Source organism: Yimella sp. NH-Cas1 (genome assembly GCF_022359705.1).
GTDB classification, from domain to species: domain Bacteria; phylum Actinomycetota; class Actinomycetes; order Actinomycetales; family Dermatophilaceae; genus Yimella; species Yimella lutea.
On record NZ_JAKSGG010000003.1, the window covers coordinates 1,744,951 to 1,761,018 of the forward strand.

Annotated in this window: 12 protein-coding genes and 1 riboswitch; of the genes, 1 reads left to right on the top strand and 11 read right to left on the bottom strand. The window is 66.8% G+C overall.

All coding sequences use genetic code 11. From position 1 onward, the window contains the following. Positions 1 to 16: 16 nt before the first annotated feature. The 3 genes from hrpA to MF407_RS08755 are packed head-to-tail and all read right to left on the bottom strand — an operon-like array spanning position 17 to position 6,099. Positions 17 to 4,009 (bottom strand): ATP-dependent RNA helicase HrpA, encoded by a 3,993-nt coding sequence (gene hrpA, locus MF407_RS08745; protein ID WP_239702039.1) that lies wholly within the window; start codon positions 4,007 to 4,009, stop codon positions 17 to 19. A 28-nt stretch (positions 4,010 to 4,037) separates the two neighbouring features. Then, the gene (locus MF407_RS15875; protein ID WP_239702040.1) at positions 4,038 to 5,207 is read right to left on the bottom strand and encodes a DUF4185 domain-containing protein; all 1,170 of its coding nucleotides are present in this window, start codon (positions 5,205 to 5,207) and stop codon (positions 4,038 to 4,040) included. Positions 5,208 to 5,241: 34 nt separating this feature from the next. Further along, the gene (locus tag MF407_RS08755) at positions 5,242 to 6,099 is read right to left on the bottom strand and encodes an RIO1 family regulatory kinase/ATPase (protein WP_239702041.1); all 858 of its coding nucleotides are present in this window, start codon (positions 6,097 to 6,099) and stop codon (positions 5,242 to 5,244) included. Positions 6,100 to 6,338: 239 nt separating this feature from the next. After that, positions 6,339 to 6,456, top strand: a riboswitch (SAM riboswitch). 58 nt (positions 6,457 to 6,514) lie between these two features. Here MF407_RS08755 and MF407_RS08760 point away from each other — a divergent pair. Continuing rightward, positions 6,515 to 7,855, top strand: coding sequence for a bifunctional o-acetylhomoserine/o-acetylserine sulfhydrylase (locus MF407_RS08760; protein ID WP_239702042.1), 1,341 nt, complete (start codon positions 6,515 to 6,517; stop codon positions 7,853 to 7,855). Here MF407_RS08760 and MF407_RS08765 read toward each other — a convergent pair. The 8 genes from MF407_RS08765 to MF407_RS08800 all read right to left on the bottom strand — a co-directional run bounded on the left by MF407_RS08765 (position 7,839) and on the right by MF407_RS08800 (position 16,062). Beyond that, positions 7,839 to 9,119 (bottom strand): DUF445 domain-containing protein, encoded by a 1,281-nt coding sequence (locus MF407_RS08765; protein WP_345770846.1) that lies wholly within the window; start codon positions 9,117 to 9,119, stop codon positions 7,839 to 7,841. The two genes, MF407_RS08760 and MF407_RS08765, sit on opposite strands and share 17 nt — an antisense overlap. 146 nt (positions 9,120 to 9,265) lie before the next feature. After that, positions 9,266 to 10,012, bottom strand: coding sequence for a DUF4352 domain-containing protein (locus MF407_RS08770; RefSeq protein ID WP_129624092.1), 747 nt, complete (start codon positions 10,010 to 10,012; stop codon positions 9,266 to 9,268). 188 nt (positions 10,013 to 10,200) lie between these two features. Then, on the bottom strand, positions 10,201 to 11,400 hold the full coding sequence (serA, locus tag MF407_RS08775) for a phosphoglycerate dehydrogenase (RefSeq protein WP_129624093.1): 1,200 nt from the start codon (positions 11,398 to 11,400) through the stop codon (positions 10,201 to 10,203). Between the two features lie 28 nt (positions 11,401 to 11,428). Then, positions 11,429 to 12,691 (bottom strand): cytochrome P450, encoded by a 1,263-nt coding sequence (locus MF407_RS08780; RefSeq protein ID WP_239702043.1) that lies wholly within the window; start codon positions 12,689 to 12,691, stop codon positions 11,429 to 11,431. Then, the gene (locus MF407_RS08785) at positions 12,684 to 13,025 is read right to left on the bottom strand and encodes a DUF3349 domain-containing protein (protein ID WP_141928047.1); all 342 of its coding nucleotides are present in this window, start codon (positions 13,023 to 13,025) and stop codon (positions 12,684 to 12,686) included. The genes MF407_RS08780 and MF407_RS08785 overlap by 8 nt, the downstream gene beginning before the upstream one ends. Position 13,026: 1 nt before the next feature. Beyond that, on the bottom strand, positions 13,027 to 13,278 hold the full coding sequence (locus tag MF407_RS08790; protein ID WP_141928046.1) for a hypothetical protein: 252 nt from the start codon (positions 13,276 to 13,278) through the stop codon (positions 13,027 to 13,029). Continuing rightward, entirely contained in the window at positions 13,278 to 14,489 is a 1,212-nt protein-coding gene (locus MF407_RS08795; protein WP_239702044.1) for an inorganic phosphate transporter, read from the bottom strand. The genes MF407_RS08790 and MF407_RS08795 overlap by 1 nt, the downstream gene beginning before the upstream one ends. Before the next feature lie 100 nt (positions 14,490 to 14,589). Further along, positions 14,590 to 16,062, bottom strand: a complete 1,473-nt coding sequence (locus tag MF407_RS08800; RefSeq protein ID WP_239702045.1) for an HAD-IB family hydrolase — start codon at positions 16,060 to 16,062, stop codon at positions 14,590 to 14,592. Positions 16,063 to 16,068 lie beyond the last annotated feature (6 nt).

The following is a 16,068-nucleotide window of genomic DNA, read 5'->3' on the forward strand; positions in this document are numbered from 1 at the left end:
AACGACGCACCAGCGATCAGGTGGCGTCCTCGACCTCGTCCATCGCCTTGAAGATGCGCTTGATCGAGATGGGCCCGGCCGTGCCGAGTTTCTGGGCGAACAGGCTGACCCGCAGCTCTTCGATCATCCAACGCAGCGCGACGACGTCCGGGTCGGTGTGGCGGGCAGCCGGCAGCTTGGCGAGCAGCTTGTCGAGTTCTGCGCGGACGTGGTCGACATCGCCCTGACGTTCGGCGTCCCGGGCAATGTCGGTGGGCGCCTTCTCGATGCGTTCGAGCATCGCACGCAGGTGGACGCGCAGCCGCGGAAGCCGGGCGGCGCCGGTCTCGGCCACGAAACCCGGGTGGATCAGCGACGCGTATTGCCGCTCCAACTGTTTCCTCAGATCGGCGGTGGACGGCGCGGTCATCCGGTCGAGTGCCAGACGCACCTGGCGAGCCACGTCGAGACACGGACCGACCCGATCGACGATTTCGATCACCTCCGGGACGATCTGCTGCCGAACGACGAGCAGCGCCGTCTCGTACTGCTGCGGGTCACGGACGCGTCCGCCGGGCAGTTCGCGAGCGATGATCGCGTCGACCGCACACGCGAGGATGTCGTCGTACAACGCGTCCCGGGTGGGGTGCGGGTGGTTGCCGAGGGCGAGCTTCTGGGTGTTGCTCAGCAGCCCGAGAATCCGGTTCCACGGCACATCGGTGTTGAGCAGCACCAGGCGACGGACGCCGAAGTGGGTCGCGTACTCGCGCTCGGACGGGCTCGGGAGCACCTGCAGCGCAACGGAATCGCCTTGATCGACGAGCGCCGGGTAGCCGACGACGGTGCGTCCGCCGCTCCTGCTCTCGACCTTGTCCTGCAGCGTCAGGTCGTCCCAGGAGCGAATTCCCTTGCGCTCCAGTGCTTCTCCAACACTGGACATTGCTTGCCGAACCGAACCCTGAAGCTGTTGCTGCAGGAGCGGAAGGTCCTTGCCCTCCGCGAGCTTCTTGCCGCCCTTGCCCTCGATCCGGAAGGTCATCCGCAGGTGGTCCGGCACCCGTGACCAGTCCCATTCCCCGCGCGGGATCCGAACGCGGCTGCGGTCGAACAGGACATCGGCAAGTGCATCCACCAGATCTTGGCCGGAAGCCGAATCCAGCTGTGCGACGGCGGCTCTGGCGTGGTCGGGAGTCGGCACGAAGTGCTTGCGGGTGTTCTTGGGCAACGACTTCAACAGGGCGGTCACCAATTCCTCGCGCACCCCGGGCACCGACCAGTCGAAGCCCACGTCCTGCACCTGGTTCAACTGTTCCACGGGGATGTGCGCCGTGACTCCATCGGCATCGGAACCCGGGTCGAACTGGTAACTCAGCCGCAGGTTCAGCTCGCCCTGGTGCCAGGCCTTGGGGAAGTCCGTCGTGTCGAGGTCGGCTGCTTCGTCGGTGAGCAGCAGGTCGCGGGTGAACGTCAGCAGCTTGGCTTGCTTCTTGCTCTGCCCCTTCCACCACCGGTCGAAGTGCGCCCCGGAGACGATGTCGTCCGGCAGCCGTTCGTCGTAGAACTCGAACAGCACGTCGTCGTCAACCACCAGATCGCGCCGGCGGGTGCGCTCCTCCAGTTCACCGACCTCGCGCAGCAGGGCACGGTTGTCGTGGAAGAAGCGGTGATGGGTCTGCCACTCCCCCTCGACCAGTGCGTGCCGGATGAACAACTCCCGCGCGTACGCCTGATCGATCCGCCCGAACGACACCGGCCTCCCGGCGGCCAGCGGGACGCCGTACAGGGTCACCCGTTCGCTGCAGATCGCCTGCGCCTGCTTCTTCTCCCATCGCGGGTCGGAGTAACTGCGTCTGAGCAGATGCTGTCCGGCCGCCTCGACCCACGCCGGATCGACGCGGGCATTGGTACGTGCCCACAGACGCGTGGTCTCGACCAGTTCACCGGCCATCAACCAGTCGGGTTGAGCGCGGAACAGCACCGAGCCGGGCTGGATGGCGAAGCGGGCCTGCCGGGCGCCGAGGTAGTCACGAGCGTCCCGGTCGCGCAGGCCGACGTGCGAGAGCAACCCGGTGAGCAACGCCTGGTGCACGGTGTCGTCCGCGGCCTTGTTGTCACTGGGCTGCAGCTTGAGCTGTTTGCAGATATCGCGCAGTTGAGCGTGCAGGTCCTGCCACTCGCGCACGCGCAGGTAATGCAGGTACTCCTGCTTGCACATGCGACGGAAAGCACTGCCGGACAACGCTTTCTGCTGTTCGCGCAGGTAGTTCCACAGGTTCAGGACGGTGAGGAAATCGCTCGACTCGTGCCTGAACCGGGCATGGCTCTGGTCGGCCTGGGTCTGCTGATCGGCGGGTCGTTCACGCGGGTCCTGGATCGACATCAGGGCGACGATCGGCAACACCTCACGCAACGATCCGTTGCGGGAGGCCTCGACGATCATTCGAGCCAGCCGCGGGTCGACCGGCAGCGTCGCAATCGCGCGACCGTCGGCGGTGAGCCGCCGCCGGCCCCGGCGTCCGTCGCCGCTCTCACGTCCGGTCTCGTCGTCGATCGCGTTCAGCTCGTGCAACAGACGCAGTCCGTCGGCAATCTGCCGGCTGTCGGGCGGCTGCACGAACGGGAAACGCGCGACATCGCCCAGGCCCAGCGAGATCATCTGCAGGATGACGGACGCGAGGTTCGTGCGCAGGATCTCCGGGTCGGTGAACTCGGGGCGCGCCTCGAAATCCTCCTGCGAGTACAACCGGATCGCGATGCCGTCGGCCAGGCGGCCGCAGCGTCCGGACCGCTGGTTGGCACTGGCCTGGGAGATGGGCTCGATCGGCAACCGCTGCACCTTGGTGCGCTGGCTGTACCGGGAGATGCGCGCAGTGCCTGTGTCGATCACGTACCGGATGCCCGGCACGGTCAACGAGGTCTCGGCCACGTTGGTGGACACCACGATCCGGCGTCCGTCGTGCTTGGCGAACACCCGGTGCTGTTCGGCTGCCGACAACCGACCGTACAGCGGGACGATCTCGGTGTTCGGCAGGCCGAGACCCTTGAGCGCGTCGGTGGCGTCGCGAATCTCGCGTTCGCCGGAGCAGAACACCAGCACGTCCTGCGGGCCACCATCGTCGACGCGACCGCTGTTGCCGGGTCGGGGTCCCCGCGAAGTATCGAGCGACGCAGGAGAGAGAACTTCGTGGGATGACCACAATTCCTCGATGGCGTCGATGATGCCGGTGACCTGGTCGATGTCGACGAGGTTCGGGGCGGCGTCCGCGCCCTTGCCGGGCACCTCACGCACGAGCGGTCGGTAGCGCACCTCGACCGGGTAGGTCCGTCCGGACACCTCGATGATCGGCACCGGGTTACCTTGTGTCGCAAAGTGATCGGCGAAACGCTGTGGGTCGATGGTCGCCGAGGTGATGATCACCTTGAGGTCGGGACGTTTGGGCAACAGTTGCTTGAGATAGCCGAGGATGAAGTCGATGTTGAGCGAGCGCTCGTGTGCCTCGTCGATGATGATCGTGTCGTACTGACTGAGCATCCGGTCCCGCTGCAACTGCGACAACAGGATGCCGTCGGTCATCACCTTGACGAGGGTGTCGCGGCTCGAGGTGTCGGTGAATCGCACCTGGTAGCCGACGGTCTGCCCCAGCTCGGTGCCCAGTTCCTCGGCGATCCGCTCGGCGACCGAGCGGGCCGCGAGCCGGCGGGGTTGGGTGTGACCGATCGTGCCGCTGACCCCGCGGCCGAGTTCGAGGCAGATCTTCGGGATCTGGGTCGTCTTTCCCGAACCCGTCTCACCCGCGATGACGACGACCTGGTGGTCACGAATGGCCTCGGCGATCTCGTCCTTGGCGGCGACGACCGGCAGGTCCGGATACGTGATCTCGGGCACGGACGCGCGGCGGTGCTCGATCTGTTGGGGGGACAGACCCCGCGGACGACGGTCCGCGCCGGCCTTGCGCTGCGCGCGACGACGGCCGGAGCGAGGGCGCTCAGGCGAACTGTTCGGCGCGCGGGTGGGTGTGGGTTCAGTCATGAGGGATCGGTCGATTGTCCCAGATCACTCACGGCATCGGCACCTCGATAAACACCGGACGCGAGGCCTTGGGGCGCTGCAGGAGGTCGACGACCGATTTTGCGACGCGCGAGACCGACACCAGCAGCTTGCCGCTCGCCAGGTCGAACTCCGGATGAGCGAGTGGTTGGTAACTGACGACCTGCCCACGCTCGTACGGGAAGTGCGTCGTCGACCGGACCGTCCAGGGACCCTGCGGGCTGTTTGCAGTCCAGACCGCGACGGTGTCGGTCAGGTCCCCGCCGAGCTTGGAGACAGCCAGGTAATCGTTGCCCCGCTTGTGCACACTCAACGCCTGGGAGACACCGCTGCCCGAGTCGATGACCGGCCGGACGGCGGATTCCTGCGCGTCCCAGCCGGCACCGTCCCAGTACTGCCAGGTCGACCTGAGCGTGACGGTGTCCGCGGCGGCACGCGCCAGCACCAGTTCACGCGGCCCGGGACCGCCGGATCGTCGGCGGGAACCGTAGATGTAGATCCACTCGCCGTCCGCCAGCAGCGCACTCCCCCAGTTGATCTGCGTCGGGTCCACTCGATCCGGCGTCACCGGCGTGACGACCGGACGGGCCGCGACGCCGCTGTGCGGCACCCGCAGCGATGCGATCGACATGCCGAGGTAGTCGAACCCGAAGATGTCGGCCGAGGTGCGCCGCACCCGACTGCATCCGACGAGCACGTCGTCGTACGTGCTGTGAGGAACGGCCGTCATCGACGATGGCCAGCACACCGAGCCCGCACTGTTCGCAAGGAACGGACCCGCCGGGTCGACCCACTGGGAGGTGCACCGCCCCTTGGTCACCAACGCCGAGCTGGACACGAACCGTGGGCGGAACTCCCCCGCCCGCGCGGTGTCTCCGAAGACCCACAGCGTGCGTCCGTCACCGAGCCGGACGGTGACTCCGACGTCCGCCGCGCGCCACTGCGGCAGGTTGTCCAGCCCTTCCATCCAGGTGTTCGCGTGCTGCGCCCCCGTCCACGGACGCGGGTCGACGCACGCCTGCCCGCCGACCGGCTCCTGCACCTCCAGTGCGCTTCCCACGGTGGCGGGGCTGACCGACGACCAGGACTCCTGGGGATAGGTCGGCGGCTGCGGCGGACGACTGCACGCCGTGACCGTGAAAGTCACGGCCACGACCACGACGCCGAGTCTGCGAAGCACGCGGCAAGCCTATGCAGCGCGCGCAGCGCAGGCCTCAGAATGCGTACCCGAGCAGTTCGGCGAAGAGTTCGTCGCCGTCGCACGCGTGGCCCTTCGAGGAGAACCAGGTGCAGACGTTCACGCAATCGCGGTGCAGGAACTCGACCCCGTTGGGGTTGGCGATCACGTCGACGATCTGGGGCAGATCAATCAGCACGAGGCCGGACTCGGCCACAAGGACGTTGTACGCCGACAGATCTCCGTGCACGATTCCCTTGCCGCACAACACGATCAGTGCAGCACGCAGTTGATCGAACCAGACCTCCAGTTGTTCTGCGGTCGGCCGCGTGGCAGCCAGGCGGGGTGCCGGGCGGCCGTCGGCGTCGACGACCAACTCCATCAGGATCTCTCGACCGTTGATCTGCACCGGGTACGGCACCGGCACGCCGCTGGTCCACAGGTCGACCAGCGCCGACCATTCGGCCTGCGCCCAGACACCGGCAGCGACCTGCTTGCCGAACGCGGTCCCGGTGGCGACGGCTCGAGCTTCTCGGGTGTCCTTGATCCGTCGACCTTGGGTGTACCCGGCGTGCCGGCGGAAGGATCGGTGCTCGGCGTCGCGATAGCGCTTGGCCGCCATCAGCGTGCTGCATTGAGGCGCGCAGACGGCGGTGCGCTCGATGACGAAGACGTCGGCTTCCTTGCCGGTCTTGAGCACACCGAGCTCGGTGTCGATGGACTCGTCGTGGGTCACGACGCAGGACGGGCGGGGTTCGGGGCCGCGCTGCAGCCGTTCGATGCTGCTCCAGGTCGACCATCGCTGCCCCTCGGGCAGCTCGACCGGGACGAAGGGATCGATCAGTGGGGTGTCGGGAGCGAACGCGCCCTGGGGCGCGTGAGTTTCGTTCTGCACGAGTGGTATTCCGTTTCTCGGAAGGGTCTGCTCTGATGCTGGACGCGGCAGTCGTGCCGCTGCTGGTTCCTCATTGGCTCCTCCTTCGAACGGGCGCGCCCACGGACGGGGTACGCGACTGCTCCCAGGCTGTCGAACATCGGACGTCCACGGCAACCGAATTTTCGGGCCATCGGCGCCCGTCCGGATACAGAGACCTGTCTTCAGCCGGTGGACACCGCTCACGTAATCTGGCGTCAGGTCATGAGCGTCAGCGACAAGCCCCGGCTCGCTGGCCGGCAACCCTCCACCGCGGTGGGGTGCCCCGGGTGAAGACCTGGCCGGACGGTGCAGATCGCCGCCCGGCAAGCGCGGACGCGAACGTCGGTCCGCCGCAGGCGGATCGAGCGCCTGCACCGAGCAGGAGGAGACGCCGATGAGCGACACCCAGAACCCCGGCCAGGACAGCGCTGCCGGGTGGTCCTTCGAGACCCGTCAGATCCACGCCGGACAGGTCGTCGACGAGACGACCGGCGCGCGGGCGTTGCCGATCTACCAGACCACGTCGTACGTGTTCAAGGACACCGAGCACGCGAAGAACCTGTTCGCGCTCAGCGAGTTCGGCAACATCTACACCCGTTTGATGAACCCGACGACGGACGCCGTCGAGCAGCGGATCGCCAGCCTGGAAGGCGGCGTCGGCGCTCTGCTCGTGGCCTCCGGACAGGCCGCCGAGACGTTGGCGATCCTCAACATCGCCGAGGCGGGTTCGCACATCGTCGCCAGCCCGGCGCTGTACGGCGGCACGGCGAACCTGTTGAAGTACACGCTGCCGAAGTTCGGGATCGAGGTCACGTTCGTCGAGGACTCCCGCGATCTCGACCAGTGGCGCACTGCGGTGCGTCCGAACACCAAGCTCTTCTTCGCAGAGACCGTGTCGAACCCGAAGGCGGAGATTCTCGACATCGAGGGCGTTGCCGGCGTCGCGCACGAGGCCGGCGTGCCGTTGATCGTCGACAACACCGTCGCGACGCCCTTCGTGCTGCGTCCCATCGAGTACGGCGCCGACATCGTCGTCCACTCCGCGACCAAGTACCTCGGCGGCCACGGCACCTCGATCGCGGGGGCGATCGTCGACTCGGGCAACTTCGACTTCGGCAAGGACCCGGAGAGGTTCCCGAACTACAACACGCCCGAGGAGAGCTACCACGGATTGGTCTACGCCCGTGATCTCGGCGTGGGCAGCCCGCTCGGGGCCAACCTCGCGTTCATCCTCAAGGCGCGCGTGCAGTTGCTGCGTGACCTCGGCGCGGCAGTCTCCCCGTTCAACGCCTTTCTCATCGCCCAGGGCATCGAGACCCTGAGCCTGCGCATCGAGCGCCACCTGGAGAATGCGCACAAGGTGGCACAGTTCCTGCAGGGTCACGACCAGGTGGAGAAGGTCGTCTGGGCCTCGTTGCCGGACAACGACTTCCACGCCCTCGCGCAGAAGTACACGCCGCAGGGCTCGGGTGCAGTCATCTCCTTCGAGATCACCGGCGGACTCGAAGCCGGCAAAAAGTTCGTCGAGGCACTGCAACTGCATTCGCACGTGGCCAATATCGGTGACGTGCGTTCGCTGGTGATCCACCCGGCATCGACCACGCACAGCCAGGGCTCGGACGAGGACCGCCTCGCCGCAGGCGTGACCCCCGGTCTCGTGCGCCTGGCCGTGGGCATCGAGCACATCGACGACATCGTCGCCGACCTGAAGACCGGCTTCAGAGCAGCTGGCTGAGGGTGTGGATCAGCAGACCCACGAGACCACCGACGATGGTGCCGTTGATCCGGATGAACTGCAGGTCTCGGCCGACGTGCAACTCGATGCGCTCGGCGGCCTCGTTTCCGTCCCACTTGTCGATGGTCTGGGAGATGACCGTCGACAGTTCACGCCCGTAGGTGCGCACGACGTACCCGACGGTCTCGGCGAGGCGACGATCGAGCGAAGCACGCAGTTCGTCGTCCCGGACGACTCGCGCGCCGAGGTCGTGCAACGCGACCGCGAGACGGGCGCGCAGTTCGCCGTCGGGGTCGCCCAGGGCTTCGACGACTGCTCGGCGTACCGAACCCCACAGCGAGACAAGTGAATTGCCGACCGACGGGTGCTCGAGAAAGCGCTCCTTGATGGCCTCGGCCTTCGCGATCGTGTCTTCGTCGTTCTGCAGGTCATCAGCCAGGGTGGCGAGCAGGTTGTCCAGCGCCTGCCGCGCCGAGTGCTTCGGGTCGTCCCGGACGTCGGCGAGCCATTTGACGATCTCCAGGTGCACGCGCGCGGTGACGGTGTCGTCCAGCCACTTCGGCGACCACCACGGGGCGCGTTGGCCGAGGATCTCGGTGATCGTCGCCTCGTTGTGCTCGGCCCAGTTGTGCAGTTCACGAATGCCGATGTCGACGAGACCGTGGTGCGAACCGTCCTCGACCACACCCTGCAGCAGGTGTCCGGTGAGCGGGCCGACCGGCTCCCGACCCAGGCGGGGCAGGAGGATCCGGTCGAGCAGGTGACGCACCTCGTCGTCCTTGATCGACGTCACGGCCTTGCTGAGCGCGGGGGCCGCTTCGGTGACGACGCGCCCTGCGTTGCCCGGCTCCTGCAGCCAATGGCCCAGCCGCAGGGGAATCCGCGCACTGGCCAGTCGGGTGTTGACGTTGTCCTCGGTGAGGAAGTTGTCGGTGACGAAGTCCTCGAGGCTGTGCGCGATCTGGTCCTTGCGTTTGGGGATGATCGCAGTGTGCGGGATCGGCAGTCGCAGCGGATGCCGGAACAACGCCGTCACCGCGAACCAGTCGGCGACCGCGCCGACCATTGCTGCCTCGGACGCTGCATTCACATAACCCCACGCGCCGCCACGTCCATGGGTCAGCACGAAGACGATCGCGGCAAGGACGAGCAGGCCGAGGGCGACGGCTCGCATACGGCGCAGGCCGGCGCGGCGTTCCTCGTCGCCGGCCGACAGGATCGGGCCGCTGGACGCAGCGGTCGACCGATCGGGGGTGCTGTTCACGGTGTCAGTCAAGCTGGTCGCCGCCTCCTGTGCCACGGCGGCCGGTGGAACCGGTCACCTTCTCCGAGAGCCCATCGACAACGAAAGATCGGCCACACTCCCGAACGACGGGAGTGGGCCGATCATTCCGTGAATCGACGGCTTGGTCAGCCCTGCCAGCCGTAGCCGGCCTCGGTGCCACCCTTGTAGTCGCTGTTCCACAGCAGCGTGTACTTGCTGTAGTCCTTGTTCTTGGGCACGACGAAGACCATCTTGCCGCTGTACTCCGTGGTCTTGTCATTGATCGACTCGACGTCGAGCATGTCCTTGCCCAGCACGACGTTGTTCGACGAACTGGAAGCACGGGTGCAGTTGCGGCCGTTCTCGTCGATCAGGGAGAAGGCCAGCGGCGTTGCGACGTAGAAGCCGTCCGCGCTGGTCCGCTTGAACTTCACGTCGAAGATGAGCGCCTGGGTGTCGTCGTCGTACGGGTAGTCCGTGCCGCCGTCCTTCGCCTCGCCCTTGGAGATCGTCAGGTCGAGGGTCGCGTCACCCACGTCACCGGTCACCGACTGGGTCTCCCCGTACTTCTTCACCTTGGTGCCGGAGCCCTTGACGATGTAGTAGCTGCTGGTGTTGTTGCACTGCCCGGCGGCCGAGCTCTGGCTGACGCCGCCGCCGGCGCTGCTCGAGGAACTCGTGCTGCTCGACTCGGTCGAGGACGACGAGGAACTGCTCTCGGTCGACGACGGGCTCTGCGAGGACGAGCTGGAGCTCTCGGTGGACGACGGACTCTGGGTGGTGCTGCTCGTCGGCTGGGCCACCGGCGGTGCGCTGTCCTGGCACGCGGTGAGTCCGAGTGTGCACGCGGCCACGACCGCAACGGCGAGCGAACGCTGACGCTTGGTGTTCATGTGGTTCTCCTCCTGTGGTTCAGTTCCCGCCGTGGCGCGCCGCGCGACGGTCCTGAGTGCGAAGTTTAACGAGGTGTACGGCGCAGCGGGCTGCCAGCCGTCCCCTTGTTCGATGAGCAGAAGCCTTGCGGTTCCGGTGGTTCCGACTGCCCCGCGGCCCGGTCGGTTCCCCGTACGCCCGACTTTCTTCAGATCACCCGCAGGCGGATGGTCTCCGACAGCTCCTGCAGTTCGGTGATCGCGGCCTGCGGCAGGTCCCGGACGTCGGTGACCACGTAGCCGATGCTGCCCAGGGTGCCGAGCAACTGGCCTTCGATGTTCACGCCGTGATGGGCGAGCACGTTGTTGACCGTCGCGAGCACACCCGGGGTGTTGGAGTGGAAGTGCAGGATCCGGCGGTCGCCCGGGTGTCCTTCGAGGGTGAGGGCAGGCAGGTTGACGCTGAGCGTCGTCGTTCCCCGCTGCATGAAGTCGCGCAGCTTGCCGGCGACGAACCGGCCGATGTCCTCCTGCGCCTCCTCGGTCGATCCGCCGATGTGCGGCGTGAGCACGACATTCGGGATGCCCTGCAACGGCGACTCGAACCGGTCGCCGCGCGCCTTGGGTTCGACCGGGAACACATCGACCGAAGCACCGGCGATGTGGCCGGCGAGCAGTTGCTCACGCAGCGCGTCGTAGTCGACGACGAAACCGCGCGACAGGTTCAGGAACAGCGAACGCGGACGCATCTTGGCGAACTGCTCGGCCCCGAAGAACCCGGCGTTGCCCTCGCGTCCGTCGACGTGCAGTGTGACGACCTCGGCGATCTCCAGCAGTTCGTCCAGCGAGTCGCACCGGCGGGCGTTGCCGAGCGCGAGTTTGTCCTCGCTGTCGTAGAAGTACACCTGCAGGCCGAGCATCTCGGCGACGACCGACAATTGGCTGCCGATGTTGCCGTAGCCGACGATGCCGATCCGGCGGCCACGGATCTCGTGGCTGCCCTTGGCGTTCTTGTCCCACACACCGCTGTGCAGCGCCGAGTCCTTCTCGGTGAGGCGGCGGGCCATCACGATGATCTCGGCGATCGCGAGTTCGACGACGCTTCGGGTGTTGCTGAACGGGGCGTTGAACACGACGATCCCGCGCTCGGCGGCACTCGCCTTGTCGATCTGGTTGGTGCCGATGCAGAAGGCGCCGATGGCCTGCAATTGATCGGCGGATTCGATCACCCGGGCGGTGACGTCGGTCTTGGACCGGAGGCCGAGCAGGTCGACCCCCACGAGTGCGGCGATCAGTTCGTCCTCGTCCATCGCTCCCGCGTGGCTGACGACCTCGATCCCGCTGTCGCGCAGCAACGCTTCGGCCAGGGGGTGGATGCTCTCCAACAACAGTGCCTTCACGCGGGCCATTCTGACAGCGCGGTCGCGCGCTGCCGGCTCAGGTCCGCGATACGGGCTGTGTGAGAAAGCGCACCCGCAACTCCTGCAATCCGCGGATCACGAACGTCGGATGGTACTCCGGCTCCCGCATGAGTTCGAGGTTCGGCGCAGCGGTCGCGATGCGGTGCAACATCGCGGTGAGTTCGGCGCGGGCCAGCGGGGCCCCGATGCAGAAGTGGACGCCGGCACCGAAGCCGATGTGGGTCGTCTCGCCGCGGGCCGCATCGAAGACGTCGGCGTCGGGAAAGCGCTGCGGGTCGCGGTTGGCCGAACCGAACAGCATCGCGATCCGCTCCCCCGTCTCGAACCTGCGGCCGGCCAGCTCGACGGGTTCGAGCACCCATCGTTCGAACATCTGCAGGGGCGGGTCGAAGCGCAGCATCTCCTCGACCGCCACGATCGGCTCGACCTCGCCGCCGATGATTCTCGCCCATTGGTCGGGACGCTGCAGCAGCGCGTTGAGACCGTTGCCGAGGGTGTTCACCGTGGCTTCGTGCCCGGCGTTGAGCAGGACGATGACCGTGCAGACGATCTCGTCGACGGTCAGCCGGTCGCCCTCGTCGGCGACGAGGACGAGTTCGGAGACGAGGTCGGTACCCGGCGTCCGCCGTCGTTCCTCGATGAGTTCCTGGACGAAGTCGACGAACTGCCCCGCTGCCCGTTCGGCGTCCGTGCGCTGCTGTTCGGTCGTAGATATCTCGTACATCTTCACGATCGCGTGGGACCAGTCGAGCAAGTTCGGGCCGTGTTCCTGCGGCACCCCGAGCAATTCACAGATGACCGAGATGGAGAAGGGCTGCGCGAGCCGGGAGATGACGTCGACTCCGCCCTGCGCGTCGCCGGTGTCGCGTGCGCCGCGGAACGCCACATCCGCCAACTGCGCGATCTGCGGTTCGAACTCGCGGACCGCCTTGGCGGTGAACACCTTCGTCACCAGCCGGCGAATTCTGGTGTGATCCGGGGGTTCGAGATTCAGCAGCGACCAGCGTTCGGATTCGACGAAACGCGGAAAGCTCGACTCCATGTCGCAAAGGCCCGGACGTCCGAATTGGGCCGGTGTGTGACGGTGCTCGAAACTGCGCCCGAGCGAGCGATTGCGCAGCGCGGCATGCACATCGGCGAAGTGCGGAATGAGCCAGACGTCGCGTTCGGCGTACGGGACAGTTCGACCGGCGGCACGCAGTCCGGTGAGCACCGGGTAAGGATCGGCGATGAACGACGGGTCCGACGGTGCGAACCCGAGTTCTGTCGCGTCAGACATCGCCGGCCTCTCGGTCGTCCGTCTCGGGCGAGATCACGCCGGCGCGGGCTACTCCCGGATCGCGCCAACCGGCGTTGTACAGGCGTTTGCTGACCCGGGCGATGTCCTTGTCGGTGGGCAGAGCGTGGGCGACACTCTTGACGGACTCACGGATCTCGTCCTCGTCGACCTCCCGGCCACGGCTGCGCCGCAACTCGGTGACGACCTGCTCGATCTCGTTGTCGGTCAGCGAACGCTGCAGCACCGACAGCAGTGGGCTGTAGTCCGACGGCGGGACACCCTCGGGGTAGCCCTCGCGCAACCAGTTGACAAATTGGGTGAGCGGGTTGTGCATGTCAGAAAACCGTGATCCCGAGGTAGTGCGACAAGGACTTACGCGTGATCCACAGGATCGCGACCAGCACCATGATGCCGACCAACGCGAACCCCGTCCACGCCATCGCGAGCGTACCGCGACGAGCGATCACACTGTCGACGTGGTCCGCGCGATCCCACATGCGCAGGGCGAGCACGTAGATGACCGGCAGGCCGACACCGAACACGAGTCCGGCGAGCACGACGTTGAGCAGCGAGTCGAGAATCTTCATCAGTGCGCCGCTCCCGTCGACGCCGGGACGGGCGGCTCGGCCTCGTTGTCGTCCCAGTCCCGGTTGACGTTGTGGGCGGTGACCGCCTGGCGGCGACTGCGCTGGTACATGTACACCGACAGCGCGACCAGGACACCGAAGATCACCAGGTCACCGGCCAGTCCCCCGATCAACCGGGAGACGAACAGGCAGAGTGCGCCGATCAAACCTGCACTGGGCAGGGTGATCAGCCACGCGGTGACCATCCGGGCCGCGACACCCCAGCGCACCTGCGCCTGCGGCTTGCCGACGCCGGAACCGATGATCGAACCGGTCGCGACGTGGGTGGTCGACAGCGCCATGCCGAAATGGCTGGAGGTCAGAATGATCGCCGCCGAGGACGCCTGCGCGGCCATTCCCTGCGCCGGTTCGATGTCGACCAGGCCCTTACCGAGCGTGCGGATGATGCGCCAGCCGCCGAGGTAGGTGCCGAGCGCGATGGCGATGGCACAACTGACGATGATCCAGACCGGCAGACCGTTCTGCTCGATGCCGTCGACCGTCAGGTCGCCCTGCACCATGAGTGCGAGCGCGATGACACCCATCGTCTTCTGCGCGTCACCGGTGCCGTGGGCGAGCGACACCAGGCTGGCCGTGCCGACCTGACCCCAGTGGAAGGCACTGTTCTTCTTGCGCTCACTGCGCACCGATCGCGACAACAGGTAGATCAGCGCCGTGCCGAGGGCGGCAATACACCCGGCGATCAACGGCGATAACACCGCCGGCAGCAGGATCTTGGCCGTGACACCGTCCCACTTGACGCCCTCGAGTCCCATGCCCGCGATGCCCGCGCCCACGAGCCCGCCGAACAGGGCGTGGGAGGAACTGGACGGCAGTCCGAGCAACCAGGTGAACAGGTTCCACAGGATGCCACCGATCAACCCGGCGAACACGATCGTCATCGCCAGTGACGGACTGACCCCGCTGAGCAATGAACCGTCCGAGGCCTGCAACCGCAGGATGTCCTTGGTGACGGTGACCGCGACCTCCACCGACAGGAAGGCACCCACGAGATTCAACAGCGCCGACAGCGTGACCGCCGTCTTCGGCTTCAGCGCACCGGTGGCGATGGACGTTGCCATGGCGTTTCCCGTGTCGTGGAAGCCGTTGGTGAAGTCGAACCCCAGCGCCGTGATGACGACCAGCGTCAACACGAGAATCTCGGTGGTCATGCCCGCAGTCTGACGACGTGCGACCACCTGACGCAAACCCGCAGTTCACCCCGGCGAACCAAACGGGGCCAGCAGCGTTCAGGACGCGTTCAGTTCCTGTTCACCGCCGCTTCAGTGCTGCCTTGCGCCCCTTTGCGGTGTTGGCTGCGATGGCCCGCTCGATGTCGGGCAGATCGCTCTGCGGGATGCGGCCGCCGGGGTAGGTCGAAGCAACCTGCTCGATGCTGGTCGGCTTCAGGCCCCTCGCCGCATCGGGCAGGATCGCCGAGATCGCCGCCATGATGCGTTTTGTGTCGGCCTGCTCCGAGCGGTACTTCAACTCCACGGGTTCGCCGATGTTGACCACGATCTTCGGCGGGTTCAGAAAACTCAGCACATTGGGCGCAGCGGCAGCACGCGGCCAGACCAGTTCGGTCCCGCTGAGCGCAAACGGAATGACCGGCGCCTTCGTCATGGCCGCGAGGCGCGCCGTGCCGGGGTAGCCGCGCAACTCATCGCGGAAGAAGTCGAGTCCGCGCGGGATCGTCCCCTGCGGCATCACGCCGACCAGGTCACCGCCGGCGAGCGCGACCGCGGCCTCTTCCAGCGGGTCGGCCGCGTCCGGATCGCGATGGTCACGGTCGACGCTCAGGCCACCGAGCATCCGCAACACCGGTCCGAGCAGCGGCACGTCGAACATCTCGCGCTTGGCCAGAAAGCTCGCGCCGCGCCCCGTGCGTCCGACGACGACCGCCATGGTCGCCATGTCGAAGTAGCTGCGGTGGTTGCCGGCGAAGATCGCGGGACCGTCTGCGGGGATGTTCTCCAGCCCGTTGATCTCGAACCTCACGTACGGGAAGGTCTCCGGCCGGGCCAGCATCAGCGCGAGCCGGCGGGCTTCCAGGTCGACCACCGGGAAGGTGAGGGTGCCGGGCGGCGCATCGAAGGACAGGATCGGCCAGCGCTTGGCCATGGCGACCACCAGCAGTCGCGGGTCAGGGTTGACCGCACCGGGGTTGCCGACCGCGGTGAGCAGCGGAATGTCGAACACCGAGTCGGAATAGGCGAAGGATTCCTCGAGGTCGACGTCGTTGGCGGCCGCCCAGTCGCGGACGGCGGCCAACTTCCCCCAGGACCACACGAACCTGCCGTCGTGGCGCCCGTTGTACGTACCGTTCTCACCGACGGCGTACCGGGTGGCGATCACGTCGTCGAACCCGAGCGCATCGGCCAGCGGCTTGATGAGGTGGTAGGGCGTGGTTGTCGCCATGACCACCTTTCGGCCTGCGTCGTGGTGCTGTTCGACCAGAATTCGGGCGAACGGGCCTACTTGGTCGACGAGCACCTCGGCGGCCTTGTGGGCCGCGTCGTCGAATGCGCCGTCGGGTTTGCCGGCCGCTATGAGCACGGCTTGTCGCGCGAGCGCGATGGAGCCGAGCGTCTCACCGAAGGCGTTCATCCACCAGAACAGCAATGACTCGCCGGGCAGCTTCGACCCCACCACCCCGCTCTCGCGCATCGCGCGGGAAAGGGCCGGACCCGAGGCCTTGCGGACGAGGGTGCGATCGAGGTCGAAGAAGGCTGCGCCGGACATGCCGTG

Bases quoted from the DNA above. Each gene is read 5' to 3' on its own strand.
- MF407_RS08800 (WP_239702045.1), bottom strand. From the start codon at position 16,062: ATGTCCGGCGCAGCCTTCTTCGACCTCGATCGCACCCTCGTCCGCAAG.
- MF407_RS08770 (WP_129624092.1), bottom strand. From the start codon at position 10,012: ATGAACACCAAGCGTCAGCGTTCGCTCGCCGTTGCGGTCGTGGCCGCG.
- MF407_RS08780 (WP_239702043.1), bottom strand. From the start codon at position 12,691: ATGTCTGACGCGACAGAACTCGGGTTCGCACCGTCGGACCCGTCGTTC.
- hrpA (WP_239702039.1), bottom strand. From the start codon at position 4,009: ATGACTGAACCCACACCCACCCGCGCGCCGAACAGTTCGCCTGAGCGC.
- MF407_RS08785 (WP_141928047.1), bottom strand. From the start codon at position 13,025: ATGCACAACCCGCTCACCCAATTTGTCAACTGGTTGCGCGAGGGCTAC.
- serA (WP_129624093.1), bottom strand. From the start codon at position 11,400: ATGGCCCGCGTGAAGGCACTGTTGTTGGAGAGCATCCACCCCCTGGCC.
- MF407_RS08790 (WP_141928046.1), bottom strand. From the start codon at position 13,278: ATGAAGATTCTCGACTCGCTGCTCAACGTCGTGCTCGCCGGACTCGTG.
- MF407_RS08795 (WP_239702044.1), bottom strand. From the start codon at position 14,489: ATGACCACCGAGATTCTCGTGTTGACGCTGGTCGTCATCACGGCGCTG.
- MF407_RS08760 (WP_239702042.1), top strand. From the start codon at position 6,515: ATGAGCGACACCCAGAACCCCGGCCAGGACAGCGCTGCCGGGTGGTCC.